17 protein-coding genes are annotated in these 22,154 nt (G+C 43.5%); 11 read left to right on the forward strand and 6 right to left on the reverse strand.

Annotation, left to right across the window (positions count from 1 at the left end):
- Positions 1-145: 145 nt before the first annotated feature.
- From dnaN to JMW64_RS00370, 4 genes are all read left to right on the forward strand, one after another.
- Positions 146-1,321, forward strand: a complete 1,176-nt coding sequence (gene dnaN / locus JMW64_RS00355; RefSeq protein WP_201552217.1) for a DNA polymerase III subunit beta — start codon at positions 146-148, stop codon at positions 1,319-1,321.
- 169 nt (positions 1,322-1,490) lie between these two features.
- Positions 1,491-2,690: a DNA replication/repair protein RecF gene (recF, locus tag JMW64_RS00360; RefSeq protein WP_201552220.1), complete on the forward strand. Its 1,200-nt coding sequence runs from the start codon at positions 1,491-1,493 to the stop codon at positions 2,688-2,690.
- Between the two features lie 500 nt (positions 2,691-3,190).
- On the forward strand, positions 3,191-5,806 hold the full coding sequence (gyrB, locus tag JMW64_RS00365; RefSeq protein ID WP_201552222.1) for a DNA topoisomerase (ATP-hydrolyzing) subunit B: 2,616 nt from the start codon (positions 3,191-3,193) through the stop codon (positions 5,804-5,806).
- A gap of 154 nt (positions 5,807-5,960) precedes the next feature.
- Positions 5,961-6,542 (forward strand): manganese efflux pump MntP, encoded by a 582-nt coding sequence (locus JMW64_RS00370; RefSeq protein WP_201552231.1) that lies wholly within the window; start codon positions 5,961-5,963, stop codon positions 6,540-6,542.
- A gap of 123 nt (positions 6,543-6,665) precedes the next feature.
- On the opposite strand, the gene rlmF is transcribed toward JMW64_RS00370, so the two are convergent.
- Both rlmF and JMW64_RS00380 read right to left on the reverse strand, forming a co-directional pair.
- Positions 6,666-7,703 carry a 23S rRNA (adenine(1618)-N(6))-methyltransferase RlmF gene (rlmF, locus tag JMW64_RS00375; RefSeq protein ID WP_201552233.1) on the reverse strand — a complete coding sequence of 346 codons (1,038 nt, stop codon included), beginning with the start codon at positions 7,701-7,703 and terminating at the stop codon, positions 6,666-6,668.
- 65 nt (positions 7,704-7,768) lie between these two features.
- Positions 7,769-8,446 (reverse strand): LysE family translocator, encoded by a 678-nt coding sequence (locus JMW64_RS00380; RefSeq protein WP_201552235.1) that lies wholly within the window; start codon positions 8,444-8,446, stop codon positions 7,769-7,771.
- 217 nt (positions 8,447-8,663) lie between these two features.
- On the opposite strand from JMW64_RS00380, the gene JMW64_RS00385 reads away from it, so the two are divergent.
- From JMW64_RS00385 to JMW64_RS00395, 3 genes are read left to right on the forward strand one after another with little or no spacing between them, the layout of a single operon-like run.
- A complete protein-coding gene (locus JMW64_RS00385; protein ID WP_201552238.1) occupies positions 8,664-9,479 on the forward strand; it encodes a crotonase/enoyl-CoA hydratase family protein in 816 nt (271 codons plus the stop codon).
- Between the two features lie 3 nt (positions 9,480-9,482).
- On the forward strand, positions 9,483-9,806 hold the full coding sequence (locus JMW64_RS00390) for a hypothetical protein (RefSeq protein ID WP_201552240.1): 324 nt from the start codon (positions 9,483-9,485) through the stop codon (positions 9,804-9,806).
- Positions 9,799-10,254, forward strand: a complete 456-nt coding sequence (locus tag JMW64_RS00395) for a hypothetical protein (protein WP_201552241.1) — start codon at positions 9,799-9,801, stop codon at positions 10,252-10,254. Before JMW64_RS00390 ends, JMW64_RS00395 begins: the two co-directional genes overlap by 8 nt.
- A gap of 312 nt (positions 10,255-10,566) precedes the next feature.
- Here JMW64_RS00395 and JMW64_RS00400 read toward each other — a convergent pair whose 3' ends face one another.
- Entirely contained in the window at positions 10,567-11,400 is an 834-nt protein-coding gene (locus JMW64_RS00400; protein WP_201552242.1) for a hypothetical protein, read from the reverse strand.
- A gap of 247 nt (positions 11,401-11,647) precedes the next feature.
- Here JMW64_RS00400 and JMW64_RS00405 point away from each other — a divergent pair, with 247 nt between their 5' ends.
- Positions 11,648-12,814, forward strand: coding sequence for a MalY/PatB family protein (locus tag JMW64_RS00405; RefSeq protein WP_201552243.1), 1,167 nt, complete (start codon positions 11,648-11,650; stop codon positions 12,812-12,814).
- A 2-nt stretch (positions 12,815-12,816) separates the two neighbouring features.
- Here JMW64_RS00405 and JMW64_RS00410 read toward each other — a convergent pair whose 3' ends face one another.
- The 3 genes from JMW64_RS00410 to JMW64_RS00420 all read right to left on the reverse strand — a co-directional run bounded on the left by JMW64_RS00410 (position 12,817) and on the right by JMW64_RS00420 (position 17,935).
- Positions 12,817-14,385: an FGGY-family carbohydrate kinase gene (locus tag JMW64_RS00410; protein WP_201552244.1), complete on the reverse strand. Its 1,569-nt coding sequence runs from the start codon at positions 14,383-14,385 to the stop codon at positions 12,817-12,819.
- 44 nt (positions 14,386-14,429) lie between these two features.
- Positions 14,430-16,097 (reverse strand): glycerol-3-phosphate dehydrogenase/oxidase, encoded by a 1,668-nt coding sequence (locus tag JMW64_RS00415; protein WP_201552245.1) that lies wholly within the window; start codon positions 16,095-16,097, stop codon positions 14,430-14,432.
- Between the two features lie 80 nt (positions 16,098-16,177).
- The gene (locus tag JMW64_RS00420; RefSeq protein ID WP_201552246.1) at positions 16,178-17,935 is read right to left on the reverse strand and encodes an FAD-binding oxidoreductase; all 1,758 of its coding nucleotides are present in this window, start codon (positions 17,933-17,935) and stop codon (positions 16,178-16,180) included.
- A 615-nt stretch (positions 17,936-18,550) separates the two neighbouring features.
- Between JMW64_RS00420 and guaA the strand changes: the two genes are divergently transcribed.
- From guaA to JMW64_RS00435, 3 genes are all read left to right on the forward strand, one after another.
- Positions 18,551-20,146 carry a glutamine-hydrolyzing GMP synthase gene (gene guaA, locus JMW64_RS00425; RefSeq protein WP_201552247.1) on the forward strand — a complete coding sequence of 532 codons (1,596 nt, stop codon included), beginning with the start codon at positions 18,551-18,553 and terminating at the stop codon, positions 20,144-20,146.
- A 370-nt stretch (positions 20,147-20,516) separates the two neighbouring features.
- Complete coding sequence (locus JMW64_RS00430) at positions 20,517-21,203, forward strand: zinc ribbon domain-containing protein (protein ID WP_201552248.1); 687 nt, start codon at positions 20,517-20,519, stop codon at positions 21,201-21,203.
- A gap of 253 nt (positions 21,204-21,456) precedes the next feature.
- Positions 21,457-22,056 carry a hypothetical protein gene (locus JMW64_RS00435; RefSeq protein WP_201552249.1) on the forward strand — a complete coding sequence of 200 codons (600 nt, stop codon included), beginning with the start codon at positions 21,457-21,459 and terminating at the stop codon, positions 22,054-22,056.
- The last annotated feature ends 98 nt before the right edge of the window (positions 22,057-22,154 follow it).

A 22,154-nucleotide genomic window follows, 5' to 3' on the forward strand; every position in this document is an offset into this window, starting at 1 on the left:
TATGTTTTAGTGGATTGATATGGTTTATAATATTAAAAATACGAGTAGACAGACAGCGAATGGATTATAGTCAATAGACAGGGTATGATTAAGCCATTATTGTTAAGTTTTATAATAAAAATCATTTAAATAAGAGTAACCAAGCATGCAATTATCGATTAATCGAGAGTCGTTACTAAAAGCCATTAATTTGATCGCCAAGGCTGCTGATAAACGGCACAATATGGTTATTTTGGGCAATATCAAGCTACAGCTATCCGAATCAACGCTTATTTTGACGGCCTCTGATTTAGAAGTAGAGCTGACATCGACTTTGAAATTGCCTGCTGGTGCTTGTGTTGAAGCTGGTACCACGACTTTACCTGCAATAAAATTAAAGGACATCTGTAAATCATTGCCTGCGCAAGCTCAAATTAATTTGGCCACTCAAGAAAATGAACGCTGCTTATTAACCAGTGGCAAGAGTCGCTTCACCTTAGGGACATTACCTAGCGAAGATTATCCGAGTTTGGGTAATCCCGAAAATATCACGCCATTGACCATCAGTCGCAATCGTCTTATCGATTTGATTCATAAAACGCAGTTTGCAATGGCGATTCAAGATGTTCGCTATTATCTCACTGGTATGTTGTTTGACGTGTCGCAACAGCAGCTGACGACGGTTGCAACCGATGGGCACCGATTGGCTTTGGCGCGCAGCGTTATCGATGTCAGTGCTGATTTAAATATGCAGGCTATTTTGCCCCGTAAAGCTGTGATTGAGCTTGAGCGCTTGGCCTCTGAGCTAGGAAAAATGCTTGGTGAGCAAGACAATCAGGTCACCTTGAGCTTTGGTCGTGAGTTTTTGCAAGTGAGCTTACCCTTTGGTGACGTTGATAGTGCAGGGCAGGTCAATCAAAACCTGATGGTTACCTTCACTGCGCGTCTGATTGATGGAAAATTCCCTGATTATCGCCGAGTGATGCCAAGTAATACGGATAAACTGGCTTTATTCAATCAAGAAAAAATGACGGACGTACTGCGCCGTGTCGCGATTTTAAGTAATGAAAAATCTCGCGGTGTGGTGTTTAATTTTGCCAGCGATGGCATGGTAGAAGTGCGTGCTAATAATGCAGAGCAAGATGAAGCGGTGGAGATGATACAGGCGAAGTATCAAGGTGAGCCGATGGAGCTGTCTTTTAATGCGGCTTATTTACAAGATGTGCTTGGCGTTATTCAAGGTGACTTGCAAATGCACATGAGCCAATCGAATGCTTCAGTGCTAGTCAATCAGTTGAATGATGAGTTCCATCAGTATGTCATTATGCCAATGCGTATATAGTTTCTGTATGTTTTCAATAGGCTTGAGCACAGAGGCTAAAGACACTCAGTTTGCACTAAAAAATTAAGGTAAGCTGAGTTTCTTTGATTAAAATCCGGTATTTTAAATTCAATAATTATTAAACTTTTGCCTATTCTATAGGTAGCGTCAATAGGCGGCTGTCGGCATTATGATTGAACGTCTACAAATATCGAACCTACGCAACCTGACGGAAGTCAATCTACATGCAACAGCTTGCAACGTCATTATCGGTGCCAATGGCAGTGGAAAAACTTCATTACTCGAAGCCATATTTCTGCTATCAAGAGGAAAAAGCTTTCGTCATCACCAGCCAAAACGCTACATTCAACATCATCATAATACAGTGACTGTGTACGCTAGACTCAATGATAGTAGTACTCTAGCTATCCAAAAACAAGCTGACGCGACCACAATTCTACGTCTGAATCAAACCACTGTCTATAACCAAAGCATCTTAACTGAGCAGCTACCAACGCTACTGATAGATCCATCGACGATGGATATGTTAGAGCAGGGGAGTGCTAGTCGTCGCCAGCTGTTAGATTGGTTAGTGTTTCACATGAAACAAGGCTTTCATCCACAATGGCTCGCCTATCAGCGTCTATTAAAACAGCGCAATAGTTTACTAAAAAAGACACGTCATTTGACCCAAGTGCAGCTCGCTGAACTAAAATCGTGGGACAAAGGACTTAGCAATCATGCGGCACTGATTCATCATTATCGTGAACGGATATTTGCAGAATGGCAGCCTTATTTTGCTGAAAGTATCGCGCAGTTATTGCCTACTTATGCGGAGCAATTGAGCCTTAGTTATAATGCTGGTTACGATACGAATGTTGCGCTGGATATACAGCTTAACGAGCGCTTAGAACAGGATTTGCAACTGGGATATACTCGTATCGGTAATCACCGTGCTGATGTTCATGTGCATTGGCGCTCTAATGACTCGACAGCGTCGAATAACAATCTCTCAGATACAATGCGTGAAGCGGACACTAACCTCAAAGTACCTGTTATAAAAGAGCAGGCAGCCAATGTATTGTCGCGTGGTGAAAAAAAGCTATTAATTACAGCACTGCGTTTATCGCAACTGCCATTACTGCTAAATACCCAAAAGACTGATGATCTATCAAATGATAGTGCTCAGGTGACACCAGTGGTATTGCTAGATGATATTACTGCAGAGCTTGATGATAGGGCGATAGATATTCTATTGTCGACGTTAGCGCAGCTGCCATGTCAGGTATTTATGACCAGTTTGACCGACGATATTTTGCCTTTGGTGCATAAATATTGGTCAAAACCCAGTACGTTTCATGTGAAACAAGGTCAAATCTTGAGTCCTTAATTATCTCCTTTATGTTATTTCCTTTCTCCACGGTCTTTTATATCGATACTTATCTACCTGTCGTTTCGTAATGATATAGGCTATCTTTGCGAGCTGGTTTTATAGGCATAAAACGCTCAGTAAACAGTGACTTAGAGGCAAAAAAATGCTAAAATAGGGCTTTATTTTTGTCCTGTTCTCAGCAAGTTGTTTGATGACGTTATATAGGTGTTTTCCAATGCCTGTAAATTTCTAAGTATTTGATAAATAGATGTTTTGTTTGCTCTCTTGGTTTTTATAATATTTAAAAAAAAGCCGATGTTAGAGAAAAAAAGCGCGGACCTGAAACTCTTTTTAAGTCGCTATCAACACTCAAGAATTTTTAGCTAATCGTGTTTTAGCTGGTAATGCTTATCAAAGGTTTTGACTATAAAAATTAAGTCTAAAATAACGTTATGAGGCGTCATCGTAGTGGTGCGCTAATAACAAACGGCTGATTATGGCTAGATTAAGGAATGCACATGAGCGATTCATTACCTACCGACCACGAGCAACTGACGTCAGACAGCATTGCTGAAACTACGGCACCAGCGGTGGTTCCTGAAAGTTTACCTTCTGATTATAGCTCCAAAGATATTCGTGTATTGCGCGGGTTAGAAGCGGTACGCGTACGCCCTGGTATGTACATCGGTGATACGGATGATGGTACAGGCTTACATCATATGGTCTTTGAGGTGGTGGATAACTCTATCGATGAGGCACTCGCGGGTCATTGTGATCAAATCGATATCATTATCCACGAAGACGAATCTGTGAGCGTCATGGATAATGGTCGCGGCGTGCCTGTCGATATCCATCCAGAAGAGGGTGTATCTGCGGCGCAGGTCATTATGACTGTCTTGCATGCAGGCGGTAAGTTCGATGATAACAGCTATAAAGTATCAGGCGGCTTACACGGTGTTGGTGTCTCGGTCGTTAACGCCCTATCGAAAAAGCTTGAAATGAATATCTGGCGTGAAGGCTATCACTATCATCAAACCTATACCGATGGGGTGCCTGATGCAGACATTCAGCAAATGGAGCCAACCGACAAAACTGGTACGCAAATTCGCTTTTATCCAAGTAGCGATGTATTTACTGGCACCATCTTTGAGTACGATATTTTAGCGAAGCGTTTGCGTGAGCTATCATTTTTGAACTCTGGTGTACGTATTGTTTTAACGGATGAGCGTATTGATAAGCGCCATGAGTTTGAACACAAAGGCGGCTTGTCAGAGTTTGTCAGCTACATTAATGCCGGTAAAGATGGCATCAATGAAGTCTTTCATTTTGTGAGTGAGCAAGATGACGGTATCAGCGTCGAAGTGGCGTTACAGTGGACAGATACTTATAACGAAAAAGTGTTTTGTTTTACCAACAATATTCCCCAAAGGGATGGTGGTACGCATCTATCTGGCTTTCGTTCAGCGTTGACGCGTTGTTTGAATACCTATATGGATCGCGAGAATCTCTTTAAAAAAGAGAAGGTCGTTGCTACTGGTGATGATGCGCGTGAAGGTCTAACCGCTATCGTATCTGTTAAAGTTCCAGATCCTAAGTTTTCGAGTCAAACCAAAGATAAACTGGTATCAAGTGAAGTAAAATCTGCTGTCGAATCAGCAATGCATGATAAGTTTAATGATTATCTGCAAGAGAATCCAAGCGCTGGTAAGGCTATTGCTGGCAAAATAATTGATGCCGCTCGTGCTCGTGATGCCGCTCGTAAAGCCCGTGAAATGACGCGTCGTAAAACCACGTTAGATATCGCTGGTTTGCCCGGTAAGTTAGCAGATTGCCAAGAAAAAGATCCGGCATTGTCAGAGCTTTACATTGTGGAGGGTGACTCTGCAGGTGGTTCAGCAAAACAAGGTCGTAGCCGTAAAACCCAAGCGATCTTGCCATTGAAAGGTAAAATCCTAAACGTAGAGCGCGCACGTTTTGATAAAATGCTGTCTTCTGCTGAGGTTGGTAACCTCATTACTGCGCTTGGTTGCGGCATTGGTCCAGACGAATATAATCCGGATAAAGTACGCTATCATAAAATCATCATCATGACCGATGCGGACGTTGATGGATCGCATATTCGTACCCTGTTGCTGACTTTCTTCTTCCGTCAAACGCCTGAGTTGATCGAGCGTGGTTATATTTATATCGCCCAACCACCGCTTTATAAAGTGAAAAAAGGTCGTCAAGAGCTGTACCTAAAAGACGACGAAGCACTCAAAGCGTACTTATTGTCTTCAACGATTGATAATACTAAGCTGCATATCAGTGCGGATGCGCCTGCGATTACTGGTCAAGCGCTAGAAACGCTACTGAATGATTATAACCAAACGCAGCTGATTAAAGCCCGTTTGCAGATTCGTTTCCCAGCGGTGATTTTGGATGCTTTAACGCATACACCAAAGCTTAGCACCGATATGACTTATGATTTGCCTGCGATGCAAGCTTGGAAAGAGGCGATGCAAGCTCAGCTTGAGCACTTCGGTAGTGACTTGAGTCCGGAGATTGAACTGGTCAATATCCATGCGCCGCAGCCTAAAAATATGGATGCTGCTGCTGCTGATTTGCTGGGTATGAAGCCTGTCATTGAAGTTGAAGGCGGGGAAAATGTTGACGCTGAAGCTCCAGTAGCAAAAGCACAGTGGCTACCGCGTATTACGGTGTATGTGCACCAGTTAGCCCATCATTATCTGCTAGATGCTAGCTTTATCAATTCGGGCGAGTACAGTAAGTTGCTGCGTTTGTCTGCTGAATGGAATACCTTGCTTGCAGAGGATGCCTTTATCCGCCGTGAAGCAACGACTGGTACGACCAAAGATATCCCTGTACGTGACTTTGATTATCTCTGGCAGCAGATGATGCTTGATGCGCGTCGTGGTCTAGCAATTCAGCGCTATAAAGGGCTGGGTGAAATGAACGCAGATCAGCTCTGGGATACCACGATGGATCCTGAAAACCGTCGTATGCTACGCGTGACGATTGAAGATGCGATTGCGGCGGATCATATGTTTACTTGCTTGATGGGTGATCATGTTGAACCGCGTCGTATTTTCATTGAAGAGAACGCATTGACGGTGTCTAATTTAGACATCTAATTTAGACATCTAAGTTGGACATAAAGAGTTGCGAAATCATTGTTAATTAATTAAAAAAACCACCGCTTTGGCAATCAAGGCGGTGGTTTTTTAATGTTAGAATTGTTTCACGTGAAACTTAGTTTACGAATTGCTTTAGATAATGGATATAGAAATGATCGAAGTTTTTTTACTTGCGATAGCCTTGGCGATGGATGCATTTGCGGTATCAATTGGGCTAGGGGCTAAATCACAAAAGCAATCATCTGCTTATGTGCTTCGTTTAGCCATTTATGCAGCGCTGTATTTTGGTATTGCACAGGGTGTGATGCCGCTAATTGGTTATCTATTGGGTGCAGTATTATTAGGCTGGTTAGCGACTGCTGCACCGTGGATTGGTGGTGGGATTCTTATTCTGCTTGGCGCTAAAATGTTATATGACGCGTTTAATGGTGAGATTGAAGCGGTGTTAGCAGACAGTTTCGATGGAGACATACAAGAAAAAATCAATCATCGTATGATGTTTACGCTGGCTATTGCTACCAGTATTGATGCGATGGCAGCAGGCTTTACTTTGAATTTACTGGCAGTTAATGCATGGCTAGCGTGCTTCATCATCGCTATTGTCACCGCTGTATTTGGCTTTTTCGGTATCTATTTAGGTAAGTCTTCTGGAACTTGGCTTGAGGATAAAGCTGAGATGCTTGGTGGATTAGTATTGATAGCTATTGGTATAAAGGTGATGTTTATCCGTTAATAAGCATCATTATTTGGCTTGATTCTCTACAATAAAAAGCACCCCTTTGATGATCAAAGGGGTGCTTTTTTAATAAAGGCTTTGTTTCACGTGAAACTATAACTATTTTATATTAACTACTCTCTATTCTTCGTCAGTATCAAAACGCCATGCAAGTATACGCGTACTTTTTTGACCTTGGCTCATCTCAATGATGCGCATTTGAGCAACACCAAGTTGTTTTAACAGCAATTGCATTGGTTTCACGTTTTCTGATTTTGAGACTAAACTTGTGAACCAGCCAACATGCTCAGCGAAATCTTGACTCTCTTTTGCCATCTTGGTTAAAAAGGCAATCTCACCGCCCTCAGACCATAGCTCTTTATGCTGACCACCAAAGTTTAGATTCTGTGCGGCATTGCCAGACTTGGTTGAGCTGCGGCTAATTTGTGCGTTCTCATTCTTACCACGATGTCGTTGCAAATTATGCTGCTTACGGCTATTGGCTTCCATCGCTTCTTCTAATGAGGCATGGAATGGCGGGTTGCAAACCACCACATCAAAGTAATCTTGGCGACCGATGATATTTTTAAAAATAAATTTAGGTTCGGTCTGTAGTTTGACTTTAACTGCGCTCTTGAGCTTTGGATTGGTTTCACAAATCAGCGCGGCGGTATTGACTGAAATAGGGTCAATGTCTGAAGCTGTAAAGCGCCAGCCATAGCTTTGGCTACCAACAATCGGATAAATAGCGCTGGCACCAGTACCAATATCAAGGGCGTGGATTTCTTTACCAGTCGGTGGGGTATTGTCTTTATTCACATGCGTCGTCTGCGCGAGTAAATCGGCAATGTAGTGAATATAATCGGCACGTCCCGGAATCGGTGGACATAGATAACCTTCCGGAATATCCCAAAATTTCACACCATAATAATGAGCCAGTAGCGCTTGATTCAGTACGCGCACGGCGGCACTGTCTGAGAAGTTAATCGTCGACTCACCTTTAGGATTGGTAATGGTGTGCTTAGCAAGCTCAGGCAAAGCGCGAGTCAATACTTCAAAGTCATAACGACCTTGGTGCGGATTGCGCGGATGTAGCTGCCCTAATTTTTTAGCAGTTTCAGGCGATCTGTTTCGGTGATTGTTGGCGGTCGGGCGACGGTTCATAGGCTTACTGGTCATAGTATCGGGCTTTGATGTTTGAATATAATGCACCATTTTAGCAGATTTCACGAGTCACTAGCGTCTTATCGACTACGTAAAATCAGATTTAATCCCAATATTATCATCGCTATACCCAATACGCGGTCGATCCAATGTTCAAAACGCTGAAAGCGACGATGAATGGCAGGAATAGACAGTAACATCACCACGGTACTAAACCATGCCATCTGCAAGACCATCATCCATACGCCATAAATAGCCAATTGCCACAGCGGTATATCGGGTGAGAGTACGAGGGTAAATATCGCGACGAAATAGACGGGCGCTTTGGGATTAAAGACATTACAAAAAAAGCCACGGCGTAGGATGGAAGCTGTAGAGCTTGTATCTATGGATGCTTTTTTAATGGAAATGTCAGTATCTGAATCTATTGCATCTGAATTTATAGCAACTGTTAAATCTGATGTTTTTTTCGGTTTGGCTTGAATACCTTGCCATCCTAGATAAATAAGATAACTGCCGCCCAACCATTTAATAGCGGTGAGTAATGGCTGCGAATGAGCAATCACCGTTGCCAGTCCTAGCACCGAATAAGTGATGTGTATCGCAAGCCCCAAAGTAATACCAAGGCTACAAATCAAACCCGTGCGTCTACCTTTTGCCAAGGTTTGCTGTGAGACTAATACAAAATCAGGACCCGGGGAGGCGGCAGCGAGTAGATGGACGCTAGTGATAAGCAAAAAACCGTGCCAAAATTCCATAAAATGCTCTGAGTCATGTCTTGAGTTGGATAATAGTTGCACATTACCGTAAATGAGGTCAACTGATATTGATATCAGCTATTGATACTCATGCTAAAACGATGCTTGCGTTGCACCGAACGTATGTCTATATTAAAAGGAAGGTTTATTAGCTGTCGTAATATCAATTTAGTGTAATTTGTACTCTATAAATGAATGCTTTAAAAAGGATAAAAACATGACTACGGAAAGTAATAATAGCAATGATACTGGAAATAACACTCGCATTACCTATGAAACTCAAGATTACATCTGCCTGATCGGACTCAATCGTGCCGATAAACGCAATGCCTTTGATAGCCATATGATTAAGCAATTGTCTGATGCACTCACTCAATATGAAAATGATGCCAATCTTCGCTGTGCGCTGATATTCGCTCACGGTGAGCACTTTACCGCAGGGCTTGATTTGATGGAGCTACAGGATAAATGGGATAAAGGCGCGTTTGAGTTTGCTGCCGACGAAATCGATCCATGGGGAATCGGTGGCAAACTACGCACCAAACCTGTGGTCGTGGCGATACAAGGAACGTGTTTCACTGCTGGTATTGAGCTGATGTTAAATAGCGATGTCGTTATCGCTAGTGACAACTGCAACTTTGCGCAAATGGAAGTCCAGCGCGGTATCATGCCGTTTGGTGGCGCAACGGTACGCTTTGTCGTGGCAGCTGGCTGGCAAAAAGCCATGCCGTATCTATTAACGGGTAAAAACTTTGATGCGCAAACGGCTGATAGAATGAATTTGGTCAGCGAAGTGGTGGCAAATGGTACTGAGTATGAGCGCGCGCTAACTATCGCTAAAGAGATTTGCACGGCCGCCCCGCTTGGCGTACAAGGATTACTATCCTCAGCACAAGATGCCAGCCGTAATGGCGCAAAATCGGCACTCGCCAATATTCATGGCTATCTGCCGCATTTGTTTCATTCAGAAGATGCCAAAGAGGGCGCGATGGCGATGGTTGAGAGAAGGGCGGCTGAGTTTAAGGGAAGGTAGATAATGGTGTTTTTTGATAGTGAACGATTCGGAAAAATTCCTTCTCCAGAGTCTATTGAAGATTTATTAGTTTTAGTGAAAGAACATGCGTCAGAACGTCGGAATGTTTATTTTTGGAGAGGGCAAGGTAATATTCAATGGCCTATTCATAGCGCAGCTTACAGGCGATTAAAAATAAACAATAAAGATGTAACTGAGAAAATCATGCAAGATTATGAGACATCTTTGTTAGAGCATGCTACTCATCAAGGTTATAGATACGATAATAATAGAGAGCTTAAAGATCTAGAGTTACTAGCTAAATGGAGCTGCAACGAGATTGCTTGACTGCTCTAGAAATTTGTTAATAGGTCTATGGTTTGCTTGCACATCTGAGCAAGAAAAAAATGGGCTACTTTTCGGATTTCATTCGGACTTTGTTGGAGGATATGAAAATGAGCTTGAAGTTAGGTCTTATGCGGATGTGTGTAATGAGCTAGAAGGTTATGATCATCCATTCGTTTGGCAACCGCCAGTAGTTTCTAAAAGAATAGCATCTCAAAGTGCCCAGTTTCTTTATAGCGGAGTTACTAATAAACCGTCTGGAAGTGTAGCTATATCTAATAATATATATTCATATATAGCTATAAATATTACTCCTTCCTTTAAAAAACTAGCTTTCAAAGAGCTAGCAGAGGCTTTTGATATAAGACATTTAACATTATTTCCTGATCTTGATGGGTTTGGGTATGTACATAGTTTTAGGTTCGATCAGTTTCAACACAACCGTTGGTAAGCTAAACGAGTCTTTTACTAAGATTTTGAAAGGGTGTAGTATATTTACAAAGGTGAATTAATGATAGAAATATTACTTTAAGCTACTTTAGCTGAAACCGTCTACTTACATAGAGCAGCAAATGGCAGAATTGGCTCCAGCTTCATAATAACTTTGATAACCACGAAATCTAATGCAGTACTTCAAAACACCATCAAGCAAATTAACCATACCAACTAAAAAAACCCCGCCATGGCCAGGTCTCATTATTTTATCGAGTATAACTGGTGATAACTGCACCAGCGTTAGTAGCTTGGCACTGATTGACTACTATTATTTAGCTGATTTTTTATAGTAGTCAACCATCATCGTACCTAGCGTACCGTTGTCATCGATAGTGACGATTCTAACTGTACCTGATTGTGCTGCGGTACTCGATTGAACTTGTCCGGCATTACCTAAGACGACTTGGTTGTTTTTGGCTGCCTTCGCCTCGTTACCGATAGCGATGCTGTTCATGCCGCCAGCCATAGATTTATTGCCTAGCGCTACCGAGTTTGCACCTTGTGCGGCTGCCGCTTCACCAACTGCGGTAGAGCGTACACCACTAGCATCGGCTATATGACCAAAGGCTTGCGCGCGTTCAGCAGTGGCTTTTGATTGCCAACCGATAGAGGTTGAGCCTAAACCTGCGGCATTGGCTTCCCCGCCAACAGCCGTTGCGGAGTTTAGACCTGCATTGGCTTTATTGCCGACAGCGACCGTATCGTTAGTACCACCAGCGATTGCCGCTTCGCCGACTGCGGTAGAGCGAACACCGCTAGCATTGGCTAAATGACCGAAAGCTTGCGCGCGTTCAGCGGTGGCTTTTGATTGCCAACCGATAGAGGTTGAGCCTAAACCTGCAGCGTTGGCTTGACCGCCGACAGCGGTTGCTGAGTTCAGACCTGCATTGGCCATATTACCGATAGCAACCGTGTCGTTAGTGCCGCTAGACATAGCACTATTGCCTAAAGTAATAGCAGTACTGTTCGTAGTGGTTTGGGTATTTGAAACTTGGGAGTCAGCACCTGTTGCCATAGCAGTGCATGCAGAAGTTGCGGCAATGGCGAGAGTAAGGGAGCTGATTTTGAGTGCTAATTTTGATAGGGAATCCATTTTCATCATGCTAAATCCTTTTAGACAAGCCATCTTGGCTTAGTAGGGGGGGGGTGGGTAAAAGCCGATAGATTACAATCCTTGCAATATGAGCATACTCTGGCATAAATAACTTGATCATATGTAGAGTCCGCAACATTAATGTAACACTAATTTTTAACCATTATTCAAATAATGATAGCATTATATTTTCAAAGGTCATTTAAGCCGACGAATGAACAGTTATAATATAAAACTACCGTAAAGGAGAGCATCGGTGCTGTACAACTTTGATGAAATAATAGACAGACGTAACACGGGGTCGTTTAAATGGCATTATACCGATGACACCATTCCGCTGTGGGTCGCGGATATGGACTTTAAGACTGCTCAGCCTATTTTAGCGGCGATTGAGCAAGTAACGCAGCATGGCATATTGGGTTACACCGTGCCGACCGAGCCGTTGTATCAAGCGATTATCGACTGGCATGGTAGTCGTTATGACTTGTGGCTGGAGCAGCAGGATATCCTGTTTTCTCCGGGTGTCGTGCCAAGTTTGGTGCTGATGATGAAAGTATTTACCGAGGTAGGGGATGCGGTATTCATCAATGACCCTATTTATACGCCCTTTATGACCAAGGTGTTGGACAACGATCGTAAGCTGGTGACTTCTGCATTAAAGGAGAATGAGGGGCGATACTATCTGGATTTAGCTGATATAGAAGCTAAAATTATCAAGCATAAAGTTAAGCTATATTTATTCTGCAATCCACATAATCCGGGCGGACGTGTATGGACAGCAGATGAGCTTGAAGCGCTGCTTTCGATTTGTAAAAAGCACGATGTGGCGATTGTGAGTGATGAGATTCATCAAGATTTAACCTTGAAAGGGCATACATTTACGCCTTTTTTAACCCTAGCAACAGGCTATGAGCATAAAGTAGTCAGCCTAACCTCGATGACCAAAACCTTTAATACTGCCGGTATCAAAGGCTCGATGATATTTGCTAAAGACAGTGCATTACTCACTAAAATTAACCAGCAGCAGCGTTTAAGTGACGAGCATGAGCTAAATTTATTTGCTTATACGGCAATGCGCAGGGCTTATGAAGAGGGTGGTGAGTGGTTGGCACAGGCGCTGACTTATATTGAAGCTAATATTGAATTAACCCTGCAATTCTTAGAAGATCATTTACCTAAAATTAAGGTGATGCGTCCAGAAGCGTCGTATTTAATTTGGCTTGATTGCTCGGCATATGGGCAAGACGATCAAATGCTCTATGACGCGCTTAGAGAGGCCAAAGTTGAGCTTAGCGCAGGGATTAAGTACGGTAATAAAGGGCATCTAAAAATGCGCCTTAATGTAGCGTGTCCTAAAACGCTGCTGATAGAAGGGTTAAATCGTATGCATACTGCATTAAATAGCAATGATTTCAAACAATAATATCATTTGGTAGGATAACCAGTTATATCTTGGATGCTTTGGTATAAAGGTTTTAAGCGCTCATACATTTTGAGATAAACCTCATTGTATAAGCGCTTGTAGAGCTGGACGTTGGCGTCAATAGGCAAGAATTCATCGCCCAAATGCACCATTGCCTTAGTGGCGGTTAAATGGTCGGGATAAACGCCAAGCCCTACTGCACAATTAATAGCCGCGCCTAAGCCTGAGGCTTCATAAGTATGCGGCCGGTATGCAGGCATACCGAAGATATCGGCGGTGAGCTGCATGGCAGAGTCACTTTGAGAGCCGCCACCTGAGACACGCAGGTGTTTAATGGGTTTGCCTGTACGCTTCTCAATAGTATCGAAGCCAAGCTTAAGCTCGTAAGCGAGCCCTTCTAATATAGCGCGGTAAACGTGCGCTCGTGTATGCACATCACCAAAGCCAATAAGCGCACCTTTGCCCTCAAGTCCCGGATGACGAACACCGGGTGACCAGTATGGCTGCATCATTAATCCCATACAGCCTGCTGGAATGTCTTTGACTGCCTTGTCGAGTAGTTTTTCGGTATCGATGCCTTGGGTCTTTGCTAACTGCTCTTCATAGTGGGCAAATTGCTCTTTAAACCAACTGACCATCCAAAAGCCGCGATAAATCATGTACTCATGATTGTAGTAATTTGGCGCGGCGGCAGTGTAGGCGGGCATATGTTTAAGTATCTCGATATAATTGCTCGACGTGGTATTAATCGTCGCAGTAGTACCAAAACTTAAACAGGCGGTGTCTGCTGCGAGACCCGCTGCGCCTAACGCTTCGCAGGCTTTGTCACTGGCGGCAGCAATCATCGGCGTGCCCTTTAAAATACCAGTAGCGGCGGCAGCTTGAGCGCTGATATGACCAAGTAGCTGCCCCGGTGCAATGAGTTTGGGCATTTGCTCTAGTCGGCAACTAAACAGTCGCCATTTGAGGTTATTTAGCTTAAACCAAGCTTGCGCTTTGTAATCATAAGGCAGGTAACCGAGGGCGTGACCGCTTGAGTCTATCAACTCGCCTGTCAGCTGATAGGTGAGGTACGCGGATAAATTGACGTAATGAGCGGTCTTTGCCCACATTTCTGACTCATGATGCGCAAGCCAATTACAGCGGGCTTTTTGCTGTGCCTCTTGTACCAACTCACTCATACCGATGACTTTAGTGAGTGGATTGAGCAAGCCTATGTCATTGGTTTCGCCGCGACGCAAATCCATCCACACTATGGCAGGACGCAGTGGCTGTTTGTCTTTATCCAAACATATCATGGTATAGCGCTGGGTGGCGAGGCTGACGCCAGCGATTTGCTCGGGCGTAATATCGCAGCTTTGCCACAATTGCTGGCAAGCCTCGCTTAATTTTTGCCAATAATAATCGGCATGTTGCTCCGCAAAATTTGGCTGCGTTGAAAAATACGGCTCGATAATGACGCGGGCTTTGGCAATCTCGCTACCAAATTGATCAAAGATAAGCGCTCTGACGCTTTGGGTGCCATTATCAATAGCCAAGAAATAAATAGGGGTATCAAGGTTATGGGTCATAGTCATCCTTAACTATGTAGTAATAAGCAGTAATAAAAATAGGCTTAAGCCGCAGGCAGATAATAGTAGCATTGCCATAATTGTGTATAGCGTTCAACTTCTTGCTGCCATTTTTGCTCATCCCAACCCAGTTCCTGCTGGCATATTTGTTTGAGCCTATCGCTAATCAATGGCGTCATTGCGCCATGTGGCAGTATCAACCCTAGGCGCGTGCGTCGCAGTAACAAATCGTCCAAGTGAATGACTTGCTCATAATGGGCGGCAAAGCGAATCTCTGCCCAAATGGTGTTGCTGTCAGTCACATAAGCCAAATCATCGTCATGTGCTAACTCTAATAAGGCATCAAGCTGTAGACCGTAAAATCCTTGTAAGCGCTGTTGTAGGGGTTTTGGTAAGGTGGTAAATTTAGGATTGGTTGGCGGTTGATTGCTAAAGACTTGGCTGCTATATGACACATTATCTTGAGTAGCCGATTCATCAAGTGCGAGCACCTTTTGACAAACTTTCAGTACATCAAGGGCGATTAGGCGAAAGGTGGTTAGCTTGCCACCACTGACGGTCACTAAATTATTATCCAACCAGACGCTATGATCGCGTCTTTCTTTACTCGGGCTGACGCGCTTACCATCACCGCCGTCAGAAATCAGTGGACGCACGCCTGCCCATGAGCTGATGACATCCCCTCGGCTTAGATTAGTATTATCAAAGAGAGCATTAGTCGCCACTAAGAGATAGTCGACCTCTTCGTTAGTAATGCCGACCTCGTTATCATCCAATGGTGGATGATCCAAATCGGTGGTACCAAGGACGGTACGGTTTTCCCACGGAAAGACAAAGACGGCTCTTTTATCGACAGGATGCAAAAAGGTATAGGCTTGTTTAAGCGGTAGACGCTCTTGACTGACCACCAAGTGACTGCCACGCGATGGACGGATTTGTTTATGAAAGCTTTGTTCTGTTTGTTTGCTTGCTTGCATTCGTAAGGTATCAGCCCAAGCCCCCGTGGCACTAACCACCACTTTGGCATGAATATCGTAGGTATGACCGTTGTCTTCGGATGTGGTATCTTTTAGGGTAGCACCCACGACCAAGCCTTGCTCATTAGTAATTAATGACTCAGCTTTAAGATAGTTAATCGCCTGTGCACCATCATGGGTAGCTTCGTCTAGCACCCGCATCACAAGGCGTGAGTCATCAGTCACTGCATCGCTAAATTGACTGGCGCCCAAAAAGTTTTCTTGCTTGATGTGCGGATTAAGCTGTAAAAAAGCGTCCTTTTTAAAGTATTTAGAGTAGCGCTTGCCCGCGAGCCCATCGTAGACACGTAGCAAGGTATTGAATATCCATGGCGGTGGAAACTTGCCTTTATAATGCGGCATGACGTAGTGCATCTCGTTGACGAGACCACTTGCTTCGCTGAGCATGCGCTCGCGCTCACGGACACTCAGCAAGGTGGTCTTATAATCACCTGAGGCAATATAGCGCAGCCCGCCATGTACCATTTTACTAGAGCGGCTGGACGTGCCCCACGCAAAGTCTTTTTGCTCGATTAATAAAACTGCTAAGCCGCGCCTTGCTGCCTCGCGAGCAATCCCAGCACCAGTAATGCCGCCACCGATGATGAGCATATCCCAAGGTTCCTCTTGAGACGAGCGCCGAGATAAAGGCGCTAATGCTTGCTGGCGTTGCTGATGTTGATTGGCTTGGTTCATAAACGACTCATCTCAAATGATACTCAAATTAATCAGCGACTTAACCTGTTTAAGCCAACTAGTGACGCTAAGACGACCTTTTACTCTTTAATTAAAACGCCTGGATTCATACGTTGCTCAGGATCTAAGCTTTTGAGCATATCAGCAGTTACTTGGATACCTAGCTCACCCTTTTCAGCTGCAAGGTAAGGTGCGTGATCACGGCCGACGCCATGCTGGTGCGATATCGTCGCTGTGCCATTGGCCAAACTTGAACTGGCGGCATGTTTGATTTTCTGCCAGCGACTTAAGGTGCTGGCGTGATCTTTTGCGGATCTAAAGAAGTAGGTAGTATAAAGGCTAGCACCTTGTTTATAGACGTGCGAGATATGGGTAAAGGCCATGACGTTTTCACCTTCATCTGCCAAGGAAGTCTGAACGGCTTGTTGCATCTGCTGCATTTGCTCGTCGATATGATTCCAGTTGGTTGCGGTCTCAAAGGTATCGACCATGATGCCTTTTTCCCACAAAGTGCCGCGCAAATAAGGGAATTTAAAGCGTCCATGTGCCCAGACACTACCCATGATATCGGTTATTTTACCCGTGACACTACCGTGCTGCTTTAATAGCTTATTAAACTGCGTCAGTGCCAATTTATTCTGTGCTTTATCACCTGATACACCATAAGTAAGCATGACTTTATCTGAGCTGAGACCGCGCGCTTTTAGATAAGTGCTAATGGCCATAAACTGGCTGGGCGTCGTACCTAGATGTAGGTGCGCGTCGGTCTCGACCGCATTGCTCAGGCGCAACATCGATAGGCGAATATTTTTTTGCACGGCTTGTCTAAGCACTTCTTTACCCGCTTCCCAGTTAGGCAGAAATGCCACTTTAAATAGCTCTTCTTCTGGTTGCGACTGCACACGCATTTTGACTTCGGTAAAGATACCAGCGCGACCTTCCGTGCCCATCATCATCTCGCGCAGATCAGGCCCTGCTGCTGACGCTGGAATATCAGCAATATTGAGTACCCCTTGTGGGGTCACCAACGTACCACCGGCAAACATCTGCTCGATGCGCCCGTAGCCTAAAGATTGCTGACCACTAGAGCGCGCGGCAATCCAGCCACCCAGTGTCGATAGCTCCCAAGACTGAGGATAATGTCCCAAGCGGTAGCCGTGTGCGTCCAGTTGTGCTTCGACTGCTGGCCCTTGTGTGCCTGCGCCAAAGGTAGCTATTTGGCTCTCACTGTCTAAATCAATAAGCTGATCCATCTTACTCATGGCAATGGTCAATACGGGGCATGAACCTTTTTGTGGATTGATATGACCTGCGACTGAGGTGCCGCCACCGAAAGGAATGACGATAAGGTCGTGCTCGCTCGCTAGCTTTAATAAGGTTTCGACATCAGCGGTCGATTCAGGAAAAGCAACGCCATCAGGGAAGACTTCAAAGTCGCCACCATGCATGGCTATCCAGTCTGGAAAGCTTTGGCCACGGGCGTGTCTAAGTCTCACTTCGTTGTCGACAGATACAGTATCAAGCTCAGTCATAGCAACAGGCAAGCGGGATTTTGGGACAGTTTTTAACACCTCTTGTAAGCTAACAGAGGGTAGTTTTTTGGTTTTACCAATATGCGATTTGATCAGTTTCGCCCCATGCGCTGAGACTTTTTTATTAATATTGATATTGCCCCAGCCATTCCAGCGCGTTTGCTCGATTGGGGTATTTATCGTATGACCCTTTGAGGTGGCGTCTATACTGATGTTATTGGTATTTTGGTTATCAGAATTGACTGAAATAGCTTTAGACGGGTCAGATTTAGGGCGTTTTCGGATAAGGGCTTTGATTTTGCTCATAGGGACATACCTGTCAATTTATTATGATTATCTGTGATTATAATAAGTAACTGTTTTCTGTACATTAGTCAACAACGATTGGTGTGCTGTTCCGACTTGCTAATTCTTTATTCCCCACCAAAACTATCAGTCTATGCGCTAAGTAGTGCCAAATAACACCAATAAACCCTAATATATAAAAATACCAATGCGGTGAGACTAAGCTTGCGAAGATTTCGGATGAAGTCCATGTGTTGCCGAATAATATGTGGTAATCATAGGCGACACCGATGCAGGCTTCTCTGTAGAATGCTATATAAAAAAGCATAATGGCTATTTTGTAATAACACTTGTTTGTAATAATGCTTGAACCAGAATTTATGCGTTGCCTATAGAAGTATTAGGTCAATTAATCACGTTTTTATTCTGTTGACTGCTCTACAGTGCCTTATCATCGCTACCTAGATGTAGAAAAATATAGAAGAAATGCATTCATTAATGAAATAAAGTAGAGGTTTATACTGATGAGCTATAGATTTATATACCAGTTAGCAGATTAGCGTATTTTTATAACCAATAGACTGCTCAAACTTGTTAAAATAGCGCACCAATTTATTTATTGATGGACACTACGTTATGACAACTGCTGCCAACGTTCCTACTATTAAAGAAGATCGCATCTTAATTCTCGATTTTGGCTCACAGTACAGCCAGCTTATCGCCCGCCGTGTCCGTGATTCAGGCGTATTCTGTGAGATGTTTCCTTATGATATCGACACTCAGCGCATTATCGATTTTGGCGCAAAAGGCGTTATCTTATCTGGCGGTCCTGAGAGCGTCCACGCAGATGACAGCCCACGCATCAATGATGCCGTATTTGATCTAGGCGTACCAGTATTGGGTATCTGCTATGGTATGCAAGCGATGGCAGAGCGCTTCGGCGGACAAGTTCATGCCAGTGATATCCATGAATTTGGCGCATCGATTATCAATATTGACGGCAAATCTACCCTTATAGATGGCATCGAAGACGCTGCTGGTAAGCTAAATGTCTGGATGAGTCATGGCGATAAAGTGATTGATGCGCCACAAGGTTTCGATATCGTTGCTAGTACGCCAAGCTGTCCGATTGCGATTATGGCTGATGATTCGCGCCACTATTATGGTTTGCAGTTCCATCCTGAAGTCACGCATACCGCGCAAGGTTCTGCATTGCTAGGACGTTTCGTCCATGAAATCTGTGGCTGCGCGGGTAGCTGGACGCCTGACAACATCATCGATATGCGTATTGAGCAACTTAAAAAGCAAATCGGTGATAAGCAAGTATTGCTCGGTTTGTCTGGTGGTGTGGACAGCTCGGTCGTTGCAGCATTATTGCATAAAGCGATTGGCGATCAGCTAACGTGCGTGTTTGTTGATACTGGTCTTTTGCGTCTGCACGAAGGCGACCAAGTGATGCAAATTTTTGCAGAAAACATGGGCGTAAAAGTGATTCGTGTTGATGCTGAAGAGTTGTTCTTAACGGCATTGGCTGGCGAGTTTGACCCTGAAGCCAAGCGCAAAATCATTGGTAAAACCTTTATCGATGTATTCGCTAATAGCGCCCGTGAAGTCAGCGAACAAAGCGACGGTAAAGTCATTGAATTTTTAGCACAAGGGACGATTTATCCTGACGTCATTGAATCTGCTAAGTCGCACCAAGGTAAAGCTCACGTCATTAAGAGCCATCACAACGTTGGTGGTTTGCCAGATAATTTGGCGTTTGAATTGGTTGAGCCGTTACGTGATTTGTTTAAAGATGAAGTACGTAAATTGGGTATTACCCTTGGTTTACCTGCGAAGATGATTAACCGTCATCCGTTCCCAGGACCGGGTTTGGGCGTGCGTATTCTTGGCGAAGTGACCAAGGAATTCGCTGATATCTTGCGTTCTGCTGATGCTATCTTTATGGAAGAGTTAGAAAAATCAGGCTGGTATGAGAAGACCGCGCAAGCATTTGCGGTATTCCAACCGATCAAATCAGTTGGCGTGGTCGGTGATGGTCGCCGCTATGCGTGGGTGATTGCGCTACGTGCGGTTGAAACTGTAGACTTTATGACGGCTCGCTTTGCGCATCTGCCGTATGATTTGATCGAGACAGTATCGAACCGCATCATGAATGAAATCGCGGAAGTATCACGCGTGACTTATGATGTATCGAGCAAGCCACCAGCGACGATTGAGTGGGAATAAACCGTTTAAGTATTCTAAACGGTAACGGTGTTAACCTAGCTAGATGTACAAACACGTACTATCTGCGCTCGGTTGCCTTGTTACCATTTTCGACTACATAAACTTATCTAAATAGCTTTTCAACTCATGTTTTATGAATTGATATACGACTAATCAATAATTAGATTAGTTCAATATAGCGATAAAAAAGCACTCAACTTGGTTGGGTGCTTTTTTTGATTAAAAAAAACAGGCGACTAAGAATCCTCTAATTTTTCATTGAACATTTGTCTTTATTATCTATAATATAGTCAACTTTAATTGGCTATTATTTGTTAAAGTCGAAATAAGCCTATCAATCGTTCAGTATTTAGTAAAATTAAGGGATAAGATGTTTTGTAATAACTGTAATCAAGAAAATTCAAGCGAGGCAGGATTTTGTTCAAAATGTGGGCATCAGCTCTCTGACGTCCAAGCAAAAACACCGCCACCATTAACGCCAGTTAATATCTCTAAAGATGCGCAAATCCCGCAAAACCATTCAGCTTCCAGTTCTGAAAATGCCGATGCTTTATTGGCAGCTTTCGTTGGTAAAAAGTATGATGATTTCTACCGCAATAAATGGTTTAAGGACAGTGAGCCACGTTTAGAAGTCAATAAGGATGGTTCGAGCATTCACAGTTTTAATATTGCTGGACTGCTCTTGGGAACATCTTGGTTATGCTATCGTAAAATGTACCTAGTAGCCTTGTGTATTGTACTTGGCATAAATACGGTCGATTTAATTTTAATGCATCTGCTCGGTATGGAGGCGTATAGCTCTATAGGTCAAACCAGCTTTTTTGTCGCATGGGCAGTACTGACAGGACTTTTAGGTAATTATTTTTACTTTAGTCACAGCGTCAAAAATATAAAAAAAGTCATGAGTAATACAGCTGACCCAGCGACGGTCGAACAGGAGTTAGCGGCAAAGGGTGGTACGTCATGGGTTGGCGCCATTGTGGGTAGCATATTATCAGTATTGCTATCTATGGGTATGTCCTATTTGTTTGCGCCTGATTGGTTTTGGTTAGTATAAGTCACTTAAAAGTCGGTCTAATTAAGCTAATAGTGTTCTTTGTATGACTTTTAATTGTGGAATTTATTCATAACCTTTCCACCCTTATTTCATCTTATTTATAGCAGACTCACGCTAAGATATTATCAATATTCAAACCCAGTATGAGACTGTTATGACGCCAAAAAATAAAAAATACATCACATATCTTGTCCTATTTATTCTCTCAGTAAGCTTACTGAATTCTCCCTACTTTGGCAGTTTTGGACCGATTTTGAGTTTGCTGACTCTGCTATTTTTTCTCATTGCTGGGTTATTATTTTCGGTGTTAAATATATTCAGAAAAGGATATAAAAAACCATTTTCTTATATGCCATTAGCGATATTTCCCATAGTTACTGTGATTGCATTTTATCTTTCAGCAATCGGTATGGGCAATCAAGTACATTTTTTGCTGAATAAAAGTAATTTACAAGCCATAGATACCCTGAGCCAAGATGCCAACGTCTACCAAATAAGTAATATGCGGCGTCACCATAAGATACTAAATGACCAGCTTATCTCCAATGATGACAGCTATACAACTGAGCGAGAGATAGCGGCAGCTTATGCTGGAAAGATAAGGGCAGATGACTTAGATGTAGAAAAAGTCGCTTTACTACGTAAGAAGCTAGATCGCTCAGGTATCGTTAGTATGGCACGAGAGGACGGTTATATCGTGCTAACGATGGGTGGCTTTTTGGATAATGAATTTGGCTACCTCAAAGCGCCGAATAATGACATTGAAGTTGGTTATATGATACCGCCCTATGCCCTTACGGTAATATCTCTCACGGAGCTACATAATGGTTGGTATTTTTATTATACGACGTGAGTATTTTGTTTGATTGAAAGATTTATTGATTTTCTAAATTTCTAGCTATTATGCTATCTTTAAGGTTAGCTTTGACTATCGGGAAATTATCGAACAAA

It is taken from the genome of Psychrobacter immobilis (genome assembly GCF_904846065.1).
GTDB lineage: Bacteria > Pseudomonadota > Gammaproteobacteria > Pseudomonadales > Moraxellaceae > Psychrobacter > Psychrobacter immobilis_H.